At 59.5% G+C, this 21693-nt stretch carries 15 protein-coding genes and 1 pseudogene; 8 read left to right on the forward strand and 8 right to left on the reverse strand.

Annotation, left to right across the window (positions count from 1 at the left end):
* Nucleotides 1-86: pseudogene (locus ACZ7NC_RS41400) on the forward strand (IS5/IS1182 family transposase); the annotation flags it as partial.
* 122 nt (nt 87-208) lie between these two features.
* On the opposite strand, the gene ACZ7NC_RS41405 reads toward ACZ7NC_RS41400, so the two are convergent.
* The 5 genes from ACZ7NC_RS41405 to ACZ7NC_RS41425 form a co-directional block, all read right to left on the reverse strand.
* Entirely contained in the window at nt 209-550 is a 342-nt protein-coding gene (locus ACZ7NC_RS41405; RefSeq protein ID WP_471496805.1) for an SsgA family sporulation/cell division regulator, read from the reverse strand.
* Nucleotides 551-1032: 482 nt separating this feature from the next.
* The gene (locus ACZ7NC_RS41410; RefSeq protein ID WP_471496807.1) at nt 1033-1752 is read right to left on the reverse strand and encodes a DUF2637 domain-containing protein; all 720 of its coding nucleotides are present in this window, start codon (nt 1750-1752) and stop codon (nt 1033-1035) included.
* 3 nt (nt 1753-1755) lie between these two features.
* Entirely contained in the window at nt 1756-1986 is a 231-nt protein-coding gene (locus ACZ7NC_RS41415; RefSeq protein WP_471496809.1) for a hypothetical protein, read from the reverse strand.
* 1122 nt (nt 1987-3108) lie between these two features.
* A complete protein-coding gene (locus ACZ7NC_RS41420) occupies nt 3109-4212 on the reverse strand; it encodes a glycosyltransferase (protein ID WP_471496811.1) in 1104 nt (367 codons plus the stop codon).
* Between the two features lie 1376 nt (nt 4213-5588).
* Nucleotides 5589-6701 carry an aldo/keto reductase gene (locus ACZ7NC_RS41425; RefSeq protein WP_471496813.1) on the reverse strand — a complete coding sequence of 371 codons (1113 nt, stop codon included), beginning with the start codon at nt 6699-6701 and terminating at the stop codon, nt 5589-5591.
* Nucleotides 6702-7921: 1220 nt separating this feature from the next.
* Between ACZ7NC_RS41425 and ACZ7NC_RS41430 the strand changes: the two genes are divergently transcribed.
* The 3 genes from ACZ7NC_RS41430 to ACZ7NC_RS41440 all read left to right on the forward strand — a co-directional run bounded on the left by ACZ7NC_RS41430 (nt 7922) and on the right by ACZ7NC_RS41440 (nt 10571).
* Nucleotides 7922-8785: an RNA polymerase sigma factor gene (locus ACZ7NC_RS41430; RefSeq protein WP_471496815.1), complete on the forward strand. Its 864-nt coding sequence runs from the start codon at nt 7922-7924 to the stop codon at nt 8783-8785.
* Between the two features lie 65 nt (nt 8786-8850).
* Entirely contained in the window at nt 8851-10071 is a 1221-nt protein-coding gene (gene wecB / locus ACZ7NC_RS41435) for a non-hydrolyzing UDP-N-acetylglucosamine 2-epimerase (RefSeq protein WP_471496817.1), read from the forward strand.
* A 128-nt stretch (nt 10072-10199) separates the two neighbouring features.
* Nucleotides 10200-10571 (forward strand): hypothetical protein, encoded by a 372-nt coding sequence (locus tag ACZ7NC_RS41440; protein WP_471496819.1) that lies wholly within the window; start codon nt 10200-10202, stop codon nt 10569-10571.
* 536 nt (nt 10572-11107) lie between these two features.
* Here the strand turns inward: ACZ7NC_RS41440 and ACZ7NC_RS41445 are convergent.
* Genes ACZ7NC_RS41445 through ACZ7NC_RS41455 form a run of 3 tightly spaced genes read right to left on the reverse strand, consistent with a single transcriptional unit; the run spans nt 11108 to nt 14123 of the window.
* The gene (locus ACZ7NC_RS41445) at nt 11108-11509 is read right to left on the reverse strand and encodes a DUF6009 family protein (RefSeq protein WP_471496821.1); all 402 of its coding nucleotides are present in this window, start codon (nt 11507-11509) and stop codon (nt 11108-11110) included.
* Nucleotides 11506-13011, reverse strand: coding sequence for a DNA primase family protein (locus ACZ7NC_RS41450; protein ID WP_471496823.1), 1506 nt, complete (start codon nt 13009-13011; stop codon nt 11506-11508). Before ACZ7NC_RS41450 ends, ACZ7NC_RS41445 begins: the two co-directional genes overlap by 4 nt.
* The gene (locus ACZ7NC_RS41455) at nt 13008-14123 is read right to left on the reverse strand and encodes a bifunctional DNA primase/polymerase (protein WP_471496825.1); all 1116 of its coding nucleotides are present in this window, start codon (nt 14121-14123) and stop codon (nt 13008-13010) included. The genes ACZ7NC_RS41450 and ACZ7NC_RS41455 overlap by 4 nt, the downstream gene beginning before the upstream one ends.
* Nucleotides 14124-17462: 3339 nt before the next feature.
* Here ACZ7NC_RS41455 and ACZ7NC_RS41460 point away from each other — a divergent pair.
* The 4 genes from ACZ7NC_RS41460 (at nt 17463) to ACZ7NC_RS41475 (ending at nt 21470) form a co-directional block, all read left to right on the forward strand.
* The gene (locus ACZ7NC_RS41460) at nt 17463-17813 is read left to right on the forward strand and encodes an ATP-binding protein (RefSeq protein ID WP_471496828.1); all 351 of its coding nucleotides are present in this window, start codon (nt 17463-17465) and stop codon (nt 17811-17813) included.
* Between the two features lie 1533 nt (nt 17814-19346).
* Nucleotides 19347-20162, forward strand: coding sequence for a hypothetical protein (locus tag ACZ7NC_RS41465; RefSeq protein WP_471496830.1), 816 nt, complete (start codon nt 19347-19349; stop codon nt 20160-20162).
* Between the two features lie 304 nt (nt 20163-20466).
* On the forward strand, nt 20467-20940 hold the full coding sequence (locus tag ACZ7NC_RS41470; protein WP_471496832.1) for a hypothetical protein: 474 nt from the start codon (nt 20467-20469) through the stop codon (nt 20938-20940).
* 170 nt (nt 20941-21110) lie between these two features.
* The gene (locus ACZ7NC_RS41475) at nt 21111-21470 is read left to right on the forward strand and encodes a hypothetical protein (RefSeq protein WP_471496834.1); all 360 of its coding nucleotides are present in this window, start codon (nt 21111-21113) and stop codon (nt 21468-21470) included.
* Nucleotides 21471-21693: the final 223 nt, after the last annotated feature.

Raw genomic sequence — 21693 nt, forward strand, 5'->3', positions numbered from 1 at the left:
GGCGGATCTTCCGCAGATCCCGATGCAGTCCAAACCGCATGACGTCAATCGCCAAAGCCGTCCTCACCCTGGAGCGGCAACGCTGAAGAAGCTCAATGAAGTAGCTTTTGAATTCCTTCAGACGGCTGTGAGCAACCGTCTGAAGAAGACGAGCAACCTGCGTTGACAGCACGAGGCGTTCGCAGCGCTCAAGCCTCTGGCACCAGTATCAAACCTCATCCAGAAGTGCCGCCAGGCTATGCTCGAGTGCCGCGTTCGTATCCTCCTTGCCCGCGGCGACCACCCTGTACGAATCCTGAAGAAAGCGGCGGAGAACAGGCGTCTCGAAGCGAACCATGGCCAGTCCTTCGACCGTATCGAGCTCTACAATCGTATGGAAACGACCACATGGCCAGATCCGCACATCACCGATTCCCGCAGGAGCGCGCAGCCCCTCCGCCAACAGATCGCGGGCGAAAGACCAAATCATGCTTCTGTCGTTGTGGAAAATGTCGGGCAGGAAATGCACGTGGACTGCCAACGGGTCGGCGGACACGTAGCGCAGGGACACGGGTACTGGGATCTGATGGTTCTCGCCTGTGATTAGCCGGACCCGAGCCGGCTGCTTGAGGGTTACGTCTACAGTCGGGGCGCCCTTCTGCTTCGAATCGGGCACTTGTTGATCTGCACGTACGACCCAGCGCAGTAACCACCCATCAAGGAATCTGAACATACCTACGCGATCTGCGCCCCTTCAATCCGGGCCTCTTTCGATGTCGGGTAGGACCATCCTCATTGCGCTGCTGCCAACGAAGCTCGCCCTGCGCTGAAGGGCTCCCCCTGCGGCGGGGGTGTGACGCCCCGTTCCCTTGCCCGGGACCATCAAGTGCAGAGCCACACATACCCTGACCTGCGACGTTCCCGTTGTTCCGCTGTTCCCTTTGATCTAGGCAAGGGTGGGTTGTCGGCACATAGCCCATAACGCCATCCCCGCAGGCCGCAGTGCTGCGGCACTTCATACTTCGCACTCGGTCTCGCGGAAAGCATCCACCCTCACTGACCCAGGCGCCTCACGCCTCGGACGGCATGTCGCGGCCGGTGCCGATACGACAACTGACCAGCCAGCTCCTGGAAACACGCCAAGGCAGTGATAGGCGGAATTCCAGCAACGGCCATCATGAGAATTGATTCCGTAGAATTCCCTACACAGAGCCCCACTGCACCTGCAGAAGCGGTCACGATGACGACCCACGACCACCGAGCGGATCGCCCCTGAAGAGCGGCCCGCATAATGGCGAAACCGGCAGCAATCCATGGACCGTACAGCATCCAGGGCCACCACTGTGCGATTCCCGGCGACATAAATAAAGTGGCGACAGCTCGCAACTGGCCGTACGAGTACGAAATAGACCAACAGATCATACTCACTGCACACATAAAAATAGCCACAACCAGGATGGTAGTTAGGTGTAGCCTTCTCGACTGAGGGCGCCGTCGATTGATTGGAGATTTGCGCAGTTCAGGACCCGATCGCACTGTGTGAGACACATCTAATCCCGGTGACCCGTTCAAAATCTGAGCCAATTCCTTATCGGGATCCCAGTCCCCGCCAATCATTCCAACATCGCTGCCATACCAGCTCCGGTGCCCTTTCAGGCACTCACAGTGGTTACAGCACTGCCCCATCGCACTGTAGTCAGTTCCATGCGAGAATCGAGCGCCGTGCGGATCTGACTCGCTGCAAGTCTCACCCATGCCATACCTTTCGAACATGATTCACTTCGCCACATCTAGATCGTGTTCTTTGGTATGGATTTCGACCATCGGATCACTGGACGACCCTTCCGCGTCTTCCAGATAATCACTTTCCATTAGGCGCAGTTTCTCCAAGAGTTCTTCGAGTAGATCCGAGCAGTGCTGCAGATCATCCTGCGCACTCTGCTCCAGCCAGATACCTGCTCCCTGATCGCCTGCATCGGCCGTCGCGTCAAGTTTCTCAACCTGCACCTCCACCTCCTCCCGGCTCTCCGGCACCTCTACTTGCGGTCCAGTCGAACAAGTCCTGGTTACATGATTATTTCTCCAAGCCACGATTTCCTAACGAGCGGCATCAGCTCCAAGATATCCAGCTTTCGGGGGAACTCTGGCGGTGCTATAACCATGCTGTCAGATCAAAGAATTCTGAGAATCAAGGCAGGTCATGACCACTGAAGCGCCGCCAGCCCCTACCTAACAAAGCGGTGGAGTACCCGAATCCTTAGGTCACAGGCGAAGAAAGATGCGGTTCTGGATCAAGTACTCGCAGTTATAGCAGGAAGCTGGGCGTTGCGCTGGCCACACCCGTCGGCGATCAATGCGGGACGCGCCGAGCTGGGCACGCCGACAGGCCCGGGCAGATCCACAATCGGTTCCGCTTACATGTGTCCCTGGCGGCGCCCATCACCGCTGCGAGGGCACGCATGACCTGGAATGTTCCCGACGTTCCACTGTTCCCGGTCACTGCGTCAGAGGGTGCTACCAGCAATGCTGGCGCACTTCCTCGATACCAGTTGCATGCCGCAGGCACTCAAGCTGAAAATACTATGCGCATGGGAGGCTAAATGCGATCGTTGCGTGACTAAATGTTCGACTCGCTAATTTGCACTGAAGACACTGAGTGTGTATACATGACTTCAGCCACTGACGAGAAAATTCCTGCCTGCAATCGCTTACAAAGCGTGAGAGGCAATTTCACCGCCGATAGCACACCTCGGCTCGAGGCTATATCGCTTCGACCATCCCACCCGAGTGTCTGTCGGCAGGGTTCAGGGCTAATTAAGTATGTGAAACAGTGAAAGGGGTCTCTATACCCACATAGATCTGCATGCCTTTCCTGGGCGGACTCTGCTATTACGACCACCTCCCGGGGCAATTCACGTGGCCCTGGAGAGAAGGCAAACGCTCCGCAATGAGCGTTCCGTTGGGTCGTATAGCAATGGGAGACCATGTCTGCTCCCCGCCGCCACACCAAGTCACACAGCATCATTCGCTTCACCAGTGGGGTGATCAGGTGCCTCTTACTCCTTCCTTCCTGGTAAGGGGCACCTGCCACGACGCGTTTACGCCAGGTACTCTGTGCTAGCACCTCAGCTACTTAGCCCTTTTGTTTCCGTATAGCTCACATAGCCTGTCCGACTGTGTCACCCGAGTATTGATTCGAAAGGCGCGTCGGAAGCTCTCGTATTGAATCCTCCGATCCGCCGGGGATCGAAGGAGACGCACCACCGTGTCGGCCAGGACCTCCGGTGTCTGTGCCAAGCCGGCAATTCTCAAGGCCCGTAGGGCAGGGATCGAACGGGCTGCGATGGGCAAGCCCGTCGCAGCTGCCTCGAGCAACATGTCACAGCTTCCCTCCCATGCTGCCGTGTGCACATACACATCGGCCGTGCGCAACAGACGGATCATGTTCTTGCGCGGCAAGTGTCCTGTGACGCACACCCCGGCATCCTCGAGAAGACGCCTGTACCGAGGCTCGCCGTCACCGATCCAGATCCATGAAGCACCGGGACCGGCCGCTGCCAACGTGCGCGCAAAGAACTCAGGGTCCCGTTGGGGACAGAGCGACCCTATGGCGGCAACAATTCTCCCTGGTTGCCCAAGCGGCGGTGCCTCAATGGACTCAAGTGAACAATTGGATGGAACATGGGGCACATGCACAATTTGCCCTGTCCGGTGAAGCCTGGCGGCTAGATGTAGCTCGCGTAGACTGCAAGCGGCTACGGCATCGGCACGCGGCGCGAGCAGGTATTCAAAGAAAGCATTCAAGGCTCGCGTTCCAGCAGAGATATCTCTGCGTTCGAACGTGTAGCAATGCGGGCTATAGACAATAGATTTGGTCGGGACAGTGTGCACAAGGCGGACATATACTCCGGCCTCAAAAGAATGTGCGTGAACGCGGCTCGGTCTTACCTTGGTGAAGGTCTCGGAAATAGCTCTTAGTCTGGCGCGCATCCCATCGGGTAGCGGAATAATGCGGATCGACCGCAAACTGCGTGGAAGCGTCAACGGACTAAATGAGCCTCTCCCGGCGAGTACCCAATGCTCCAGGTGACCGGTAGAAGCCAGGTAGTCCCTGAGCGCCGAAGACATACTGCCGTCGTTCGAAGCCACGACATGAAGCACTCGGGCCACTTCGTCGGCGCCATCCGTCAGCTCGGACGGTGCCGAACTTGGGCGGGCAAGTGTCAGGGCCATAGTTCTCACCAAGTAGGAGTGTGGACGGGTTGGGTGTCGGCTAGGAAATCCATACCCAGGTCTTTCAGTGCTCGACCGCACGATCAATTACGCCACAGCTGGAACCTGCAATGTAGCTGTCCCACGAGGCAGAAGCCGGCAGGCACTCCAGGCTTTACGCTCTTCGGATTGTATGACTCTACGTTACGGCGCTTCCTGTGCGAACAAGCGAATCAGGCGTCGGAGGAGAGGTGGCCTTCCCTCACAGCCGACAGCGGACACTCAGGGCCATCCCATCCAGCATGTCGCTCGGTTCGGCAGGGACTTAGCTGGTCCAACACGGTGGTGATTCTTCAGTGCGCTCTTGCGTCGGAGCCGGCCCACAGCGGTGTTCCGCGACGGCGAATGGTCATGCCTGGGCGACGTTGCACCGACAAGTAGTCAACGGACTTCTCCGGTCGCGGCAGGGCGAAGCTTCGCAGCCTCAGGCCTCGCTGCGAGAAGATGTTCGTTGGGTAGGGACCGACATAGCAGTGGAGTACTCGGATGGCGAAACCACATCTGTGGTCGTTCGCCGAGAGTTTATGCCGTACCTGGCCCTCTCTGCCCTCTCCTTTCGTGTTGCAACCGCATACACAAGGCCCACGTATGCACAGAAACTTCCGAGGAGCACGGCCCAGATTACTAAGACCCAGACGAAGAGATTCATGATCACGGCAAGCTTTCCGTTCGAAGACTGATGAGATTGGCATCAGTGAGTTGCAGACGAATCGGTGATCCTGTCCGCTGAAGACAGTCAGCCCCTCGTGCGATGCGAAGTCGTGAATGCTAATTTTCGACGTAATCGACCTGCAACGGCACCCCCGAGAAATCGCCGCTTCGTGACACTCGTCGAATCGTGAAAGGACGCGAACATCAGCACTCAGGTCACTCCTTCGACAGACACCGAGTACGTAGGGCGTGCATGAGGCATCGTGGCCTCTTCTGCGAGCTCTACCACAGATACACCCGGAGTTACATCTGATATGCATCCGACACGCCACACATGTGTTCAGGTCGTACTCTCAGAGGGCTACGTGCAGCCAGCGAGCAGGATTGCTCCATAAATTCCCGGAGTAATTGAGAGTAAAAGCATGATATGGCATCGGCTTAAATCTGCTATTAGCCGACAATCGTCATATCCGCCCTGCGGTCTTTGATCGCTGGTCCGCGGCTGGTGGGAATGGCAGGATGAGAAGCCTGACAGGCGTGGCTAGTACCCAAAGGACTGGGACGAGTACGCGAGCGATCGTGGTGCTGTGTCACCGCAGGCTGCCGCATCACACACGGAGAACCCACCAGCGAGATCACCATCCGCCCAGATCAAGTCTCACAGCACAGGCTTCGTGCGGATCCGTTCATAGTTGCCCACGCATCAGATCAGGGGGTCCATACTGACCTGACTGCAGCAACTCAGCGATCGTCTCGAGTTCCAATGTCGTGAACGACGTGTGGCCTACGGCGGCGCATAGATCGTCCAACTGCCCGACTGTTCGGGGAGTAATGATCGCGGATGAAACGTGACAGTTGCGTAGGACCCAGCTCAGCGCGAATTGTGAAAGATTCTGATTGCGGGCTTCTGCGATCAAGGACAAGTCCTTGTTTACGGACCGCGCGCCGGCCTTCCAGGGCCATTGGCTATAGTCCTTTTCTTCGTCCGGTTGAACTGACCCGTCAAGCTCCCCGCTGGCCAATGGATTATCCGCTACGAAACTGACTCTGTATGAGTCAAGAATATCCAGCAGGGCGTCCTCGGCCCAAGGGTTGAGGACGGAGAAGGGTGCCTGGCAAACAACCGGAGGAATTCCGAGCTCATAAAGGATCTCGACAGCTCGTCGGGCCATCGCAGGAGCGTACCCAGCTAAACCTACATAGAGGGCCTTTCCCTGCCTAACTGCCGAGGCCAGGGCCCCCATCGTCTCTTCGAGCGGGGTATTCGGGTCGTATCGATCTGAGTACAGGATGTCTACGTACTCCAACGAAAGCCCTCGCAGTACGGCGTGCAACGAGGACAGGAGTACCTTCCGAGATCCAAATCCGACCGATTGTTGACGCCGATTTCCGAAACCAATGTGCGCAGCAAGCACAACATCGTCACGATGCTGGCGCAAGCTCGCGACAGCGCCTTGCATGTGCTTGCCCGACGCACCGATCATTCCCGCCCAGGAGACGGGGAGGTCGAAGTGTGTGATGCCGAGATCAAGGGCTCGCTGCACAAGCCTCCTGTGGATTCCGGCTTGTCCCTCGTCGCTTGTACTGCATGGCAGGCCAACGGCAATGGCCGATACGTGAAGACCGCTGAACCCGCAACGCCGGTAGACCATCGGAGGATGCCGTAGCAGGTCGAACTCGCGAGCCAATGGTTCCCCTTGTGTGTGCAGGCTTTGCTGATGTGGCAGCACAAGGCATGTCGACCAGCCGTCAGGTCGTAGCCGCCATGTCGTCCGGTCAAGGCGCCTTTGATGGTGCATGACCCCTCGCTAGCGACTGGACTCGCAGTTCCGTGGAGGACCGAGTTTCGCCGCCCCGCTCGACCGAGTGCGTGCTATGCACCACCTGACCAGGCGTACGCCTCTCACGTGGGCAGCGACGCGGTTTGCAACTGGTCCGCTTCAGATCTCAGGCGGATGGAGGACGTCTTACCGGGGATCTGATGCGCCGAGGCTCGTGGAGGGTAGCAAGCCGTCCCAAGAGATTCAGTCCTCGCGATCCTCCCGACTGGTGCCGACAGGACACATGGGGTTCGTTGCCCGGACTGTCGCTGTGCTCTCACACTAGGTTGGCGCCCCAGGATGATCCGCACTTTCCTGCCTCTAGATGTGGCATCTTCTGCTCAACACACGGCGTGGATTAGCCGTGGGTAGAGCTGAAGGACCTATAAAGAGGTGGCCCCCCCCCGCAGCGGCCCCTGGAGGGTAGTCGGCAGGAGTTTGCGCCTCGATGACGTGGGATCCGCTGAGCTGTTGGCTTCTCCTGCCGTCTTTGCCAAAGGATGGATGCCTGCGGTAGCCGTCAGGGGCCAGGTTCCGGAAGGCAGCGGATGCCTCCGACGGCCGTGGTCGAAGAAAGGTCGGTTCTCACCCAACGAGTTGACGGTGGTTAGTTCGGTGGTGTCAAGCACCATCTTCCCTGCATCCGTTCGTATGTCTCTGCCTATTCGTCCGGTTAGGAGAAGACAGAACGCTTGCGTCCCCGGAGGCCCTCTCCCTCCGCTTGAGTCTGGATCAGAGATGCAACTGACAAGGAGTCTCCCAACGGGGCATCGAACAAGCTCTCCTCATTCACTGATCACCTCACGTGCGTCGGTAGAGTGATCACCACAGAGTCACAGGTCGCGCCATCGCGTGCTTATCCTCCTGGCGCTCTTCCTGGCTCTTCAAGTGAACATGGAGCACTTTTTCCCTGTGCGAAGATAACCAGTTCAGAATCTGAAGCTGTGTCGTGGTAGCGACGTCGGAAGAAATATTGTGTTCATGAAATCCAGCATCGCACATATATACCGATCAACGCGCTGATGAGTGCCTCCTTTTTGCTGCACTGTTCAAGTGGTCCTGCACGGGGCGTCTCGGTCTGTCTCAGTCCGCCGATCTGAGGCGGATTGGGTTCCTCTGATATGCGCCGACTGCTGTCTGTCCAGCAGTGCCTTGTTTGGTCTCCGTCGACTCACCCAGAGATGGGCAGCTCATCGCCTATGAGCTGCTCCCACGTCCAGTCCAAGCCAACCGAGAGAATTTCCGTGACGAGCCCTCACCCAGGAGCCGTTTTGTCCTACTCGACCAGTCGCCAGGTGTCGCCAGTTGGGCGGCCCGGTTGTCGGGATGCCAATCCCAAGGGGGCGGAACTCAGCGACCAGGAGTTGTCACAATTAGTTCGGAACGGTAACACTGACGCTTTCGCCGAACTGTTCAATCGGCATCGGAATGCTGCATTCAGATTGGCATCCATGCATGCCGATGATTCCTATATGGCGCAAGACTTCGTAGCTGAAGCATTTCTTCGAGTACTTCAAGCTCTTAAAACCGGCGGTGGGCCTTCAACGTCGTTTCGAAGTTACCTGCTGAAGGTCCTGCGGAACGTAGTAGTCGAATGTGGCAGGAGTTCGGGTAGGAACGTTTCTGTTCCAGACGTAAGCATTTATGAGGCAGAGTGCGCTGCATCTGCAGGGAATGAAGCCTTGAAGAAGTATGAACACGGGCTGGCATTGAAAGCTCTTGCATCCCTGCCAGATAGATGGCGAACGGTGCTTTGGTGCACCATCGTGAACTCTCAACAACCTGCCGCAATTGCAGACACGATGGGTATCAGCCCTAACAGCGTCGCCGCCCTGGCATATAGGGCGAAAGAAGGCTTGCGGCAAGCATATCTCACTGTTCACCTGGACCATCAACGATATTCCGGCCAGTGTTCGTACTATGTGGGGCGACTCGCGGCGTACTCCCGGGGCCGGCTAGGTGAATGCGGTTCTACAGAAATGATGCTGCATCTCGATACATGCAGTGCATGCAAAACCCTGTATCAGGAAATCATGGAGCTGAATGATCTCCTGCATGCGTGAAGTGCATCTCTCGTTCAATATGACATAGCCTAGTTTCGGTCTTCTTTGGGGACGCTGATCAATTCATGAACGCAAGAAGCGACATTTCCGTGGTACTGGGCACTCGTCCGGAGATCATTAAATTAGCAGGCGTGATTCGGAGCCTAGGAAGTCGTGCCACGGTTATCTACACCGGCCAGCACTACGATGAAGAACTGTCCGACAGCTTCTTTCAAGCATTCAATTTGCCGCGTCCGGATTTGCGACTCACTGGCATCAGTGCCGCGCATCGAAGCGTTCAGATCTCGCAGGCCATGTTTCAGCTGTCCGAATTCTTTCGGCGCACGAACCCGAATTTAGTCATTGTCCAGGGTGACACAAATGCGACATTAGCAGGAGCACAGGCGGCAAACTGCTGCGGTATTCCCGTCCTGCACGTTGAGGCAGGTCTTCGTTCTAACGATCGAACGATGCCGGAGGAGATCAATCGGCGACTCGTATCAGTTCTCGCTGATGTGCATTGCGCGCCAACACCATGGAATGCTGCGAACCTCGTTTCTGAAGGTGTGCCATTGCACAGGATTCGAGTGACGGGGAACACCATTGTAGAAGCAACGCAAGAATCCTTACCTGATCCGCAGACGGCCCGGATGCTACTAGAGAAACTCGGGCTCACAGCAAGTCAGTTTATCGTCGCGACGATTCATCGGCCTGAGAACACCGATGACCCGGAGCGCCTCTGTGAGATTCTCGACGCACTTGCGAATGCACCTCTCCCAGTGGTTTTCCCAGTTCACCCGCGAACGTCGGGAAGCGCTCAGGCTTTTGGGTTGGGTGATCGTCTGGCACGCCTGCGCTGTATTCCTTCGATCGATCACGCAGCCTTCCTTTCTCTCGCCAGTCAAGCAAGCCTGCTTGTATCCGATTCTGGCGGGATTCAAGAGGAATGCACTATCATCAAGCGTCCATTGATCGTGGTCAGGAGGAACACGGAGCGCCCTGAGTCGATTGCAGCCGGATTTGCTGTTCGAGTGCGCTACAGGCACGAGATCTCTGAAGAGATCGTTCGTCTACTGGCAAACACAGAGCTGACAAATGTTCTTGCTTCTCGGCCATGCCCATACGGCGACGGAAAGGCAAGCAGGCGCATCACGGAGATTGCTCTGGCCATGGCAGATGGAATGGTTCCTCCGTCCTCGTCAGCCAGCGACGAATTCTCAAGCTCTGCCGAGTTTGAGACTTCTCTGGTAGGTATGACGGAAATGGCCCGCCAGCGCTCACCTGCACAACGGGGATCCCTCGCCTAGGGGCCACGGTTTTGTTTCAAACCCGGGATAGCGTTTCTTCTGCATAACGGATTCTCTCACCGCAGCTTGACGAGGCCCTGCTGGGGCACGGTCGGTGGCGTCTCGTCAAGTCGCAAGGAACGATTACTTTGATCCACCTGGCCATTCAGCAAGCTGTCCGATCACAATGTCGTCATAGAATGGGAGCCGTTCTGGTCGCCGGCAGCCGTGTCGTCGTAGCGAGTCCCAATAGGTATCGGAACTCGCCGTCCATCGATCACCGAAATAGTACTTTCCATGCAGAGGACGCAGCGCTCCGCCGTGCCAGGGGAGCCCCGGTCAGCGCGGTATTCGTGGCGCGCGTTAACGCGGCCCTTGTTCCGATGCTGGCGAGGCCCTGCCCACGTTGCGTCGAGAAGCTCTCGCGAGCTGGCGTGGCGAGGGCCTACTACACAGCTGGTCCGACTACAGTGGAGATGCTTGAGATCCAGGAGGCTGCGGCTTCCCTGGTATGTTCCTGAATCCTCTTTCTTCAGTTGCCTCATCCTGTAGTTGGCGGTAGCTGCAGCTTTTCAGCGGCACGACAAGAGAGCTGGCCGTCGGGCGTACCTGGCGGCGTCGCTGCCGACTTTGGGGCGTCGTTATCGAGACTGCGACCGGTGTGATCTTCTCGCGAGAACTGACGTCCTGGAGAGCGAGGCCGGGGCTTGCCCCTTGTCCTGAGTCCACCGGCGCCAGTCTTGATACGAGTCCGTCGTAGGGCAAGCCCATCAACACTGTTGACCCGCCCTATCCGTCGCGGACGGACCTGCTTGCCCTGACCTGAGATCGGACGTAGCCCGGCACTTGTGTTCAGTGGCAGGATGCGCCCGCCCCCAGAGCTGGTCACCAGCAGCAGCTTCATGAGGGCTGGAGCCGAATCGATCCACCTGGGGACGTGGGCTTCCCCTGTGCTAGGCACAGGGGTGTCGGCGATAGCGCCACATTTCGCTGGAGGGGACTCCCCTTTCCCCTAGTGGCTGTGTCGAAGCACTTGTGGTGTGGCCGTCACACAGCCCTAGAGGGGCAGCGTTATTCCTAGTTCCTGCATCGCTGACGACGGAGGTCCACCTTCCGACCGCTCCGTCTTGCGCCCTTTGTTCCCAGGCGCAAGCGTTCGGGGGTCAATAGCCTCCGCAGGTGCCCCGATGGAATAGAGACCATCCGGCACACTGTCCCGATCGTGAGGCAGCAGCCAGAAGACGCGGCGGCGAAATGTCCCAGATGAACGGGATGGTTTCGCCCTCGGATCAAGCTGGGCATAACCCACCATGCGGCCGGCCCGGTGGTAGGCAGGCCGCCCCTGACGGGTGGGAAGCCGGTCTAGGCTCTGTCGCACATAGTCGAGGTGACTGACCTCCTCAAGCCACACGAGGGCCGTCTCGTCACTGATTTCTTCTTCGGTGATTAGGGAACTCATACCTTCTCCTCAGCGGCGAGCAGTCCAACGCCCGGGTAGTATTTGCGCGAGTTGGAATGGATCATCTCCTTGGGCGAAGCGAGCCCAGCCAGTTCACGCGCTCGTTGAGCGAAGGCCCTGGAGGAGATGGCCGTGGCTCCTTCATTTTCGCACCATGTCCTATAGGCCGCATAGAGGCTAGCTTGTTCGACCCGGTACTCAGGTCCCTGAGTGCAGCATTCGTCGAAGAATCGACCGGTATGGTCTTCGGTCTCGGCGTATGCCGTGGTTGCGATGCGAACGCGCTCGGGGCCGGTGAGGTCTCGATCACCGCCCAAGTAGCGGCGGGCACCGTCGATAAGCCACTTAAGAATGCCTGGGCCTTCCTCGGTGACAAGGATGTCAGCCAGATTGTCGATCTTACGGTCGTCGGAGACAATCCGCTCAAAGGGGATCAGTCGCATGCGCCGCCAGAAAGCGAAGCCCCCAGTACCGACCTCTGGCTGATGATTGCCCAGCAGCCAGAGTTTGTGTGTTGGTTCGAAACTGAAGAAATCTTGTCGCATGCGGCGGGCCTTGATTCGGTCACCGCCTGTAAGAAGCTTGACACGGGCTTCATCAAACTTGTCGCCCGGTTTGACCTCGGAACACACGATGACGCGTCGGCCGTGCAGCTCTGCTAGATCGGTTGGGTGCCCCTCATAGGAGCGAGCCATGAGGAAGCCTGGCGGAGCGGCATCAGCATAATCGCCAAGGAGCTTCATGAGTACGTCCAACAGGACAGATTTTCCATTCTTGCCTGCTCCGAAAAGGAAGGGCATGACCTGACCTCCCACGTCGCCAGTAACAGAATAGCCAAGCAGCAGCTGCAAGAACCGGATCATTTCCTCCCCATCGGCATCGTCGCCGAATGTGTCGGACAAGAATCGCTGCCAGCGCGGGGTGGGGACCTCTTGTGGTCCAACTGTCGTGGAACGCGAGTGGAAATCCTTCGTCGGGTCAGGTGTCTTCACCAGGCCGGTGCGCAGATCGACGATCCCCTCGGGGGTACATAGGGCGTAGGGGTCGGCGTCCAGGAGTGCGGCGTTCAGCACCATTCCAGGTGCGGATTTGGCCTGCGTGAGCATGGCATTGATGCCAGACGTAGACAAGGCACGCCGACGGTGCTGTTGCAGGGCCTGTGGGTTATACAGGCCGCGGGGATCGGTGACAGCGATATTCTCAGCGAGATCGCCTGCTGCCCATAGCACGGTGTCGTCTTCGTCGATCTGCCAACGAATGCCATCCCACCGGTACCAGCCGAGACCCGGCACATGCTGGTAGTCACTGGCGTACAACCTGACGAAGAGCTTGGCCATACCACGGTCAGTGAGCGTGTCCGGTAGCAACCCGTTCGCGCTTGCCTGTCCGGCCGCGAGTTTGTGCCCGCTGACAGGCGACATCGGAGTCTGGGCAAGGATCTGGGCGGCGACTGCCTGTGGGTTAAAGCCAAACAGGACGTTCTCGTTGCCGGGGGCTGTCACGGGCGTCTCCCAAGGTACAGGGGGCGCTGCGCCCCGGCAGTCAGGCCACTTCGGATAATCTGTTCGGCACGACGCTTTTGGCCAGGGCGGGCGGCCTCCGCCACATCATGTAAGACCTGCTCCGCAACGTTCCACGGCATGAGTCCACTCGCTACGATCCCGCCGATGGTGTAGGCGGCGCGGTTGAGGCGGCTCGAGAAGCCCGCGCCTTCACTGACCTGACCGCAGGCAGCCACGTCGGCGAGCAGAGAACTGAGCGTCTTCTGCAGACGGTTGTCCTTACCAGCCGCGGCAGAGACGGCCTGGGTGGCACGCGGAGGAACGGGACGATACGCAGGCACGGGCGAAGCACTCAGATGACCGGTGCGTTCGAGTTCCTGAGCAAGCCACGATGGCAGGAGACTTGGCTCAGCAGCGCCCTCCAAGGGGGTATAGACACCTGCGCGGGTTCTTACGCCTGGGGCGATGATGTAGCCGCCGTGCGCACGCACGTCGACTTGCCAGGCGAAAGCGCGGCCGGCACTGGAGCCCGTGGAACACTGCCAGCGGCGCGAGTCACTTGCCCTGTACCAGACATGCAGCCCCCCGGAGGGAGTGCGCACACGTAGAGTGCCCACATCATTGGCGGGACTCGGCTGGTTGCGCAGAGCCGCAAGGACAGCCAGCGTATGGAATCCATTCTGCAGACCGGAGAGGTCCACCTGGTCGCCGACTGGGATTCCTGGCAGCAAGCGGTCACGGGCTGGAGGCTGCGTGGCATGTGCGTCAACATCAATGACCACCAGCCGGGCAGCGCCGCAGGCCACTCCGACGCCGAATCCGGTTCTCCTGCCCCACCAGTCCTCAATGCGCTGCAGGTCGAGGGTGGCAGCGTGGAAGCCATGGCACCAACGGCCGGCTAACCGACAGGCGCATTCCGTCGCTGCGTGCGATGTCTGCCTACAGCCGAAGCAGTTGGCGGCCGGGGTCTTCCGGCCGGGCGCAAGTGGATGGACAGGCCAGCCTTGTCGTGCGCACCATCTGGCGATCTGCAGTGGATCGGGAGCAGCGACTGAAACACACGGCGGCTGGTTCCGTGAGTCGCTGCGAGAAAAAGGCAGCTCAGCTGGCATGTAGTCCCTCTATCAGCGACCGAAGCGACTCAACAACAGATGCAGATTAGCGAAGCCGTGGCGGAGTGGCGGGAATCCAGACCACAACGGTGCAGCCGCGCCGATAATATGACTGGCAGTCTGTGTTTCAGCGACTCGAAGTGAATGCAGAGACCGGACTCTCCACGGCGGTTCTCTCCCCCGCGGCTTGAAGAACCAGGTCACAGACGCTTTCCTACCTGTGCAGCGACCCAAGCGACTAAGGATCGCTATATATAACGCGCATACGCGCAGACAGAAACCCTCATATGCGGAACCGCTGTTGTTTCAGTCGCTGCGACAAGAGGGAGACTCTTGTGACCTGCACCTTCGCGCCTCCGGCCCAGCTACCGAGCCGTCCTCCCGATCGCTGGGTCTTGGTCGCTGTCGTCACCGCGGTCAGGCGTGCCCGCAAAACGGCACGGGATTCTGCTGCACCCCGCCCCCTCGCATGGGTGAGGAAGATCACCCGCAGACAGTAATGGAGGGACGGCTGTTCGGGGCGCGTTCGGGCCGCCCTTACGAGGGGAAGTTGATCGTCCGAAACCGTCGCTTCCCTGTCGACGTCAGTCGCGCTTTTGAAAGGGGTCCAGATCGAAGGCGACCTTCCTCCTGGCCTCCAACAGGGTGCTCTTCGTGCACATATGCCCGCTCTGAAGGTTCAGGCCAGGCAGGCTGATGCTCAGCGGGCCACGAGACAGTTCTTGGGCTCAGCTTCGCCCGCCGGCCTGTTTTGGTTGGGCCTGGAACCCTCCGATCTCCGCTTCTGCCCCGGTCTTCACCGGGGCAGAAGCCAAGAAAGTCATGCACGCAGGAGGAGAGAAGAACTTGAACCGCGTGGAAGTGACGGAGCCTGAACGATGGCTCATTGAGTTCCTTCGCCGAGAATCCCAGGTAGATGTTCAGTCTGCTCCGAGGTCCGGTGCTGAGCACCCGTCCCTGGCCTGCTTATTCCTCGACCGTGGACGGTTGTTCGCACCTGCTTCGCCCGCTACCGAAGCTGAAGAACGCCACCCCAAGCTATGTGGCGAGAAACTCCCGTCGATCAACAGCCCATATGGAGATACATATGTGGAGGGTTGGGTCTGGGGTCTCAGACGCCCTGTGATGCATTCCTGGCGCGGATCCGCCGCTGGAACTGTGAGAGATGACGCTTGCCACTCGCAAGCTCGCGCCTATCTCGGTCTGCCGTTCAACACTGATGCGGTAGCGGCACTTGTGGCAGAGCACGGTGCACTCCTGTTCAGCGATGACGGAACGTTGACACCAACGGCCACCACGTGGCTGCACGACGGCATCCCAGGAGGTGTGCTGGAAGATGTCGGTCGGCCGGTGCCAGGTGGCATGGATGGTCTGCCGGACGAGGAATGGCCATAGGTAGAATCCGAATCCCCGTGCGAGGGACTTGGTGTTGGCACCGCCCATGTCCCGCTCTGTCATCGGAGCTGTCGGACTGGGCACCATCTCCCCGACTGGGTAGGGGCCGCGTCGATCGAAATGGGTGCGATCCCAGAAGCTCCTGCCCATCCAAGGCACCAGATACAGATCGGTCCTTCTACGCGGAGGATCGACGACACGGGTCACCAGACTCGTCCAAAACCGTCTCCCTCCGTCGGGCAAGCTCGGATGGACGTTGGAAGCGAGAGTGTCCGGCGAGAACTGCTGCCACACGCACCAGTCTCGGCAACTCCCAACACTCCCAAGACGGACCACGCTGAACAGGGCGACAGAACAAGAGCCCTCATGCAGCACTCATGTGGCAGCTTGGGTCAGGGCCGTAATACAGCTGTTGGCCCGCGGCATGGCCCCAACACTCCATCAACGCACGTCTGATCCACCAGGCATGGATCGAGCAGAGCCCATGGGGCCCTGCTGAGTCAGCCCAATCGAGCTGCCCTCGACGCCTCCTCCCGTTGTCCACCGCCTCCGCCCAGCCTGCTCAGCTCATCGCAAGGTCCGCCGGTCCCAACTGGGGGCGGCTGCCGGCAGAGCGGTCGCGAGTTCCTACAGGCTGAGGCCACGTGAGCCCGACAAGGTGCCCGGCCGAGGAAGGCTGCTTGGTTATGCCCACCAATGCACGCTGATCAGGTCCTTTACAGAAATTCTCCCATGTACGACGAGCCTCTCCAGGTCGCAACAAGATCTTTAGGGCCTGCCGTCCAACACTGGTCAGGCCGATACGAAGGCGCTTCACCAGTACCTCTCGACCAGCCACTGGGAAAGCAGCTTGCGGTCAGCGCGCTCCATCCCATTTTGCCTTTCTGTTCCCATGATGGAACGTCAGTTCGGTGCCTTTGCAGATTTCACCTGACATGCCGAGCTTTTCTGTTGAAGAGCGATACATTCCCCTGTAGAAGCTGCGTATGTTGAGTAGTCCCTTCCCTTCGCGTCCTGTCCCCGGGAGCTCTAGATGTCGGGCATTCACCTGCAGTCACAGGGTGGCCAGTTATGTTCGTCTGCGACGCCCGTCCTTGAGGTACAGGGCCTTGGAGCGGTACACGCACGGCTTCCTCTCCGATCGAGGAAGTTGGCATCGTGCTACGAACGGTCCGCGCACCAACGTTGGCCTGTGGCGAACGCCCGTTCAAGAACTGCCCACCCCGTACGGAAGATGCCCAGCCGGCCCAAGCACGGCAATCGCCGCTGGCCGTGGACGCTTGGCACTCCGACAACCACGAGCCATGTCACAGCGAGCAGACCTCGGCTGACCGCGACTCAAACCTATGAGGACACGTTGAGAAACGTGTTCCAAGCCCTGTGTCCCATCCTGGGGGTACTTGGTGACGGTTGTTGAGCAGCAAGCACTCACTAATCAGACCGCCGAATGGCTGCCGCGGACCGGACCCTCAAGCTGCCGTACGGGCAGGCAAGCCGCGATGGGACCGCCGGGGCCCCGCCTGTTCGAGTCCCGATGTGACGCCCAGATGGGCAGGCCCAACTCTGACCGCCGACCCGAACAGGCCCCAAGCCCGCGGCTCACTCTCTCTCCGGGCAGGTGCCGAGCACGGATTATGCCAGCAACTGCATGGCTCACAAAACGGGCCGTGACCCCTCCACCGAATTTGTCCGGCGGGTGGCAACTCAAAACACGCTCAGCGCAGAGCCTTTACCGGGCCCTCGCACGACCAACGGCTCTTCGGAGCGGCAGGGGCCAGCTCCGTATGCCCGGCGAGGAGGCGACAGGCATTGTCTTCCGTTGCGTCTGAACAGATCAGGAAGGTTTTGCTTCCCGCTCTGGGCCGGGGCTTGTACGCCGGCGTCGCACTCAGTTTCGAACGCACGCAGACTGAGCCAGCCAGGGTCCCCTCCGACAAAGACCTCATGCGGGTCGGCGAGTGCCGGCAAATCGGTAGCGTAGAACTGCACCGCTGGGGCCTTGAACAGTACGTCGATACCGCACTGCTGCTTCTGAGCGAACTGGTCACCAACGCGATCCAGCACGGCACCGGTCGCCAGGTTGACGTGCGGCTTTCGCGCACCTCCAGTGAGGTGAGGATCGAAGTGCGAGGCGGGCCGACAAACGTGCTGCTGGCCCGAACACCCAGCCTGCTCGCCGAGAATGGACGTGGCTTGGTACTTGTCGACATGATCGCAGATGCCTGGGGTGTCGATGCCGCCAGTTGGGTCTGGTGCACTATTGAGACCACCGCGGTCCATTCACCACCGAACTGATCTACCGCATCCGCCTCGACCTCGGTCCCGAAAGGACCGGCACCAGGACATCAGCGAGACGGACTTGGGGAAGCGATGGTTGCGGTGATTCGGGCCAGGTTACTGGGCTGGGCTGGGCTGGCCCCTTCCAGCGAAGGGATGGCCGGGCTGGTATCCAACGCCCGCACCAGAAGCCAAAGTTGTTCTGGGCGAGTTTCCAGTGAAGCGTTGGTAGGGGAGCATTTCGGCAGCTGGCCCCGACTTCCGCCAGGTCGGCGCTGTGATCCGGACTTACACACGCCGAGCCCGGCCCCTGGCTGATTCTCTGTCATCGCGACGCTCCCCGCACTCTCGCTCAGTGCCCGCAAGCGCCGACGTGTACACGAAATTGCTTGATGAGAGAGTACGGATGCCCCAGCACAACACGACTGCCAGAGCGCATCAAAAGATCAAGATGTTCAGGGGAAGCGGAGTTCTAAATTCCTGCGTCTTTTGTGGCTGATGCGCCTCAGGAGGATCGCCATCGGTATTGCTGGCCGACTCTCCAAGCCCCACGAGGCTCCCAACAAAGCGAGCTCCGCCTGGCAGGTCCACGGACCTGCAGTAGCTGCACTTGTTCGACCATAGGTCAATGAGCCTGGGATACTCACGATCTTCAGGAGAACTCAAGAAATATGGAGCGGTTGTCCCGTAACCACCGTATCATCTAGGCGTTGATCTATCTGCTAGGAGTGGACGCGCCGCTGCATGGTGGATTCGAAGCCAACCTACCGCGCAGTCGTGGGTTGCACTGATCCACGCGCATTACGATGGAGCGAACCGGCCGGGTACCTGCATCAGTCCATGATGCCTGCCCGTCCGACCAGCCGAGGGGTCCGCAGATAATCGTTCGAGGGGGGCGTTTCGATGAATCCAGCATCGGCAAACAGCGCTGCGGCACTTCATGCCTCACGCATCAAATACCGTCGAGGCAGACCTTCTCCAGCTTGGCTTCCTCGAATCCCAATTAACAGTTGCGGCCTCAGATCGCAGACGGCAGGCTGCGGCACCCCTGTGCAGACCGCCCGGACCAAGAAGCTGATTCCGTTCCACTCAGAGCGGAATACAGGTCCTGCGCGATGGCACACAGACGGCATAGCCAGCGTATTGAGTGGACCAACGCCCCTATGCCTGGCCATATTCAGCCACTCTGGTCGTGCACGGCCATAGGTGACACGCGTGCCGGCCCCGGTTACGCAACGTCTGAGAGCTCTGCGCAACACGAGGCGAGACGCGGGATTCTCCCCCGCAGGCGCGGCGAGGCTCTCGCTCAGCTCCATCCGTAATTGAGTACAACTGCACCCTTCCCACTCCGTGTCAAGGTTCTCAATAGGCTGCGGTGGGTGCCGACGGATTCAGTGGAAGTGGATACTGACGTGGCAACCCACCTCATTCTGCGCGTTTACCCGATCGTGAATGTGTACGCTCTGCGGAAATGCCATCCTCTTTCGGGCACCAGGCTTCCCGGCCAGCACATAAGACCATCAATCGAGCACACTCCCTAGGAGGGATTACATGAAGGAGATGGCCGCGCATAGGCCCCCTTGGAAAGATTTCAATTGCGAGCTTGAATCCGGTGTAGGGCACTACATGGCAGCCGTGGCGGAACGTCTCCTTGAAGACGGACTACAGGTCAGCGCCATCTATGCGTATTCGGCATTCGATGACGCTGAGGCGGGCAGGGATGACGTGGAAGGAAGTATCCACTTCAATAAGGCGTTTCAGCAAAGTGTCATGGGGAGCGCGGAATCCTTCCTTCATTGGGTCGGGACATCGGGTTGGTGCTACCGCACCGTCCACGAGGCAACCAGCAGCAATTCTTCCACCGTCTCGACTCGCTGGTTCCACGCAGGTTTGCTGCCCACCGCCGACCGAGTGGCTGCCTTCGTTGCAGATGTTCGAGTTGCCCCAGACGCAGCCGGCAGTGAAACCCGCCCCTCCTACCGGACTTCATCCGATCAGCTGGTTCAGCTGGCTGCTCACCTCAAGCGGTACGGGCCGGGCTCACAGCACAGCCCGATTGCTCACATTAACTATGAATACAGGTTGCGCGAAGCGCAGGGCAATGCTTTTCGTGACCGACTGATCAAGGAGCTTCTTTCCGGAGACGACCGTATTCTCTTCATGCCCATGCTAAAAAGCGAATTGCATGCTCTGCAGCACTTGCTGGACTACGCCGAAGCCGTTGCCCCCCTCACGGGGCCAGGCGATTTTGCCCACAGCCTTGCCCAGGATCTCGCCCAGAGAACTTCAGGAGATTACCTCAGCGTCTATAGGCATCACGAAGCACGTACCCTGGCGGCTCTCCAGCAGGACTCCTCCTCCGACTGACAAACGCCATGGCGGGCAAACCATTCGAGCATTCATCTTCTCAACGGCGGGCAGCAATCACTGTCGCAGGAGTCATGGGAATCGTGAATGCTCGAACGCCCTCCCCCCTGCGGCTGCCACAAGTCGAGGTGGACCACGTTTTTCGGCAGGGGGCGTGTCGACCGCTGCAGGTATCAGACCTGCGGCGGGAATTCGTTGCCCATCGATGGCGGCGGGACCATGTTCAGGCTTCCGTCGCTAGTGCTGTGACCGCATAGGTTCGCCGGGTTGGTGGCCGAGCTTCTCCGTGTGTGGCCGGGAGGCATTGCGCAGCCTGCTCGGCCGCCCCGACGTCACCGTCCAACGTCAGGCCGAAGCGAGCGTGCAGCTTGCCGCCGACATCTACAGCATCCGTCCCGGTGACGCTGTTGCAGGGCGCCCGTCCCCCGTTGATCTCATCATCGACCCGGCCACGGGCACACCCCGCACCCGCGCCGAAGTCGAGGACCAACTTCTCGCCGGCTTTGTGCCATCCGCCTACGACCCGGGTCGCCCGGGTGCGACCTGGTGGACGGTTGAGGAGGCCGAGAGAAGCCTACGATTCCTGGCTTGTCATCTGAGGGACAACGTGAGCGGCACGACCGACATCGAATGGTGCCATCTGCGTCGGGCCGTTCCACGTGTTATCCATGCCGCGGTAATCGGGATGCCGTTCTGGGTGGCGATCGCAGTAGCCCCCCCCCGCTGGCCATCGTTTCTTCCGCGCCTGCCTGGCTGGTCGCCACGGCTGGTGTCGTGACCGCTGGTTGGGTCCTGGGCGCCCTTTACGCTTTCTTGGAGCCTAAGCCGGAGCCCGCCGCGCGGATCCGTGTTTCTTGGCCGAGCGCCGCGATGGTGGTCGGGATCAGCTGCTTCGCGGCTTACAGGGAAGATGTGGAGACCGGGGTCCTGATACTTCCTGTAGTCATAGTGATCGTCTTCGTGGGGTTCGGCCGGAAGGCGACTCGGGACGCTGACACGGTCGTTGCGATGGATCCCCGCTCTCTCCTGGAGCGCGACCGCAAGACTGCACGCACCGAGGACTGGACCAGTGCGCTGTTACGGAACTCCCTTCATTGCCCTCTGGTCCTGGGCGTGATCGGTATCGCTGGGCTGCTCACCTTCGGGCTCGTGACGCAGGGACCAGCTGCTTTCGCTGGTGCTTCTGCCGAGCTCCCTTTGGCGGAGGTGGCCCTGGCCGCATTGGGCTTGATTGGTCTCAGCCTCTACGGGGGCCTTGCGGTGGCCTTCCGGCATACAGCTTCGCCGGCGCTGACGATCACGTGCTGATACCTGGCCCTCCGCCGCAAGGCACCCCGCAACATCATGAGCTTCCTCGTCAATGCCCACCAGCAACACGCAGTGCTTCGCCGCGTCGGAGCCGTGTACCAGTTCCGGCACCTCGACCTTCAACGTCACCTAGTGTCCTGCGCCGGAGATGCGTCGGCAGAAGCGGGCGAGGGAGTCGAGGATCTCCTTGGCGGTCTTGGTCCAGATGAAGGGCTTGGGGTCT

The sequence above is a fragment of the Streptomyces sp. NPDC111802 genome, assembly GCF_055634335.1.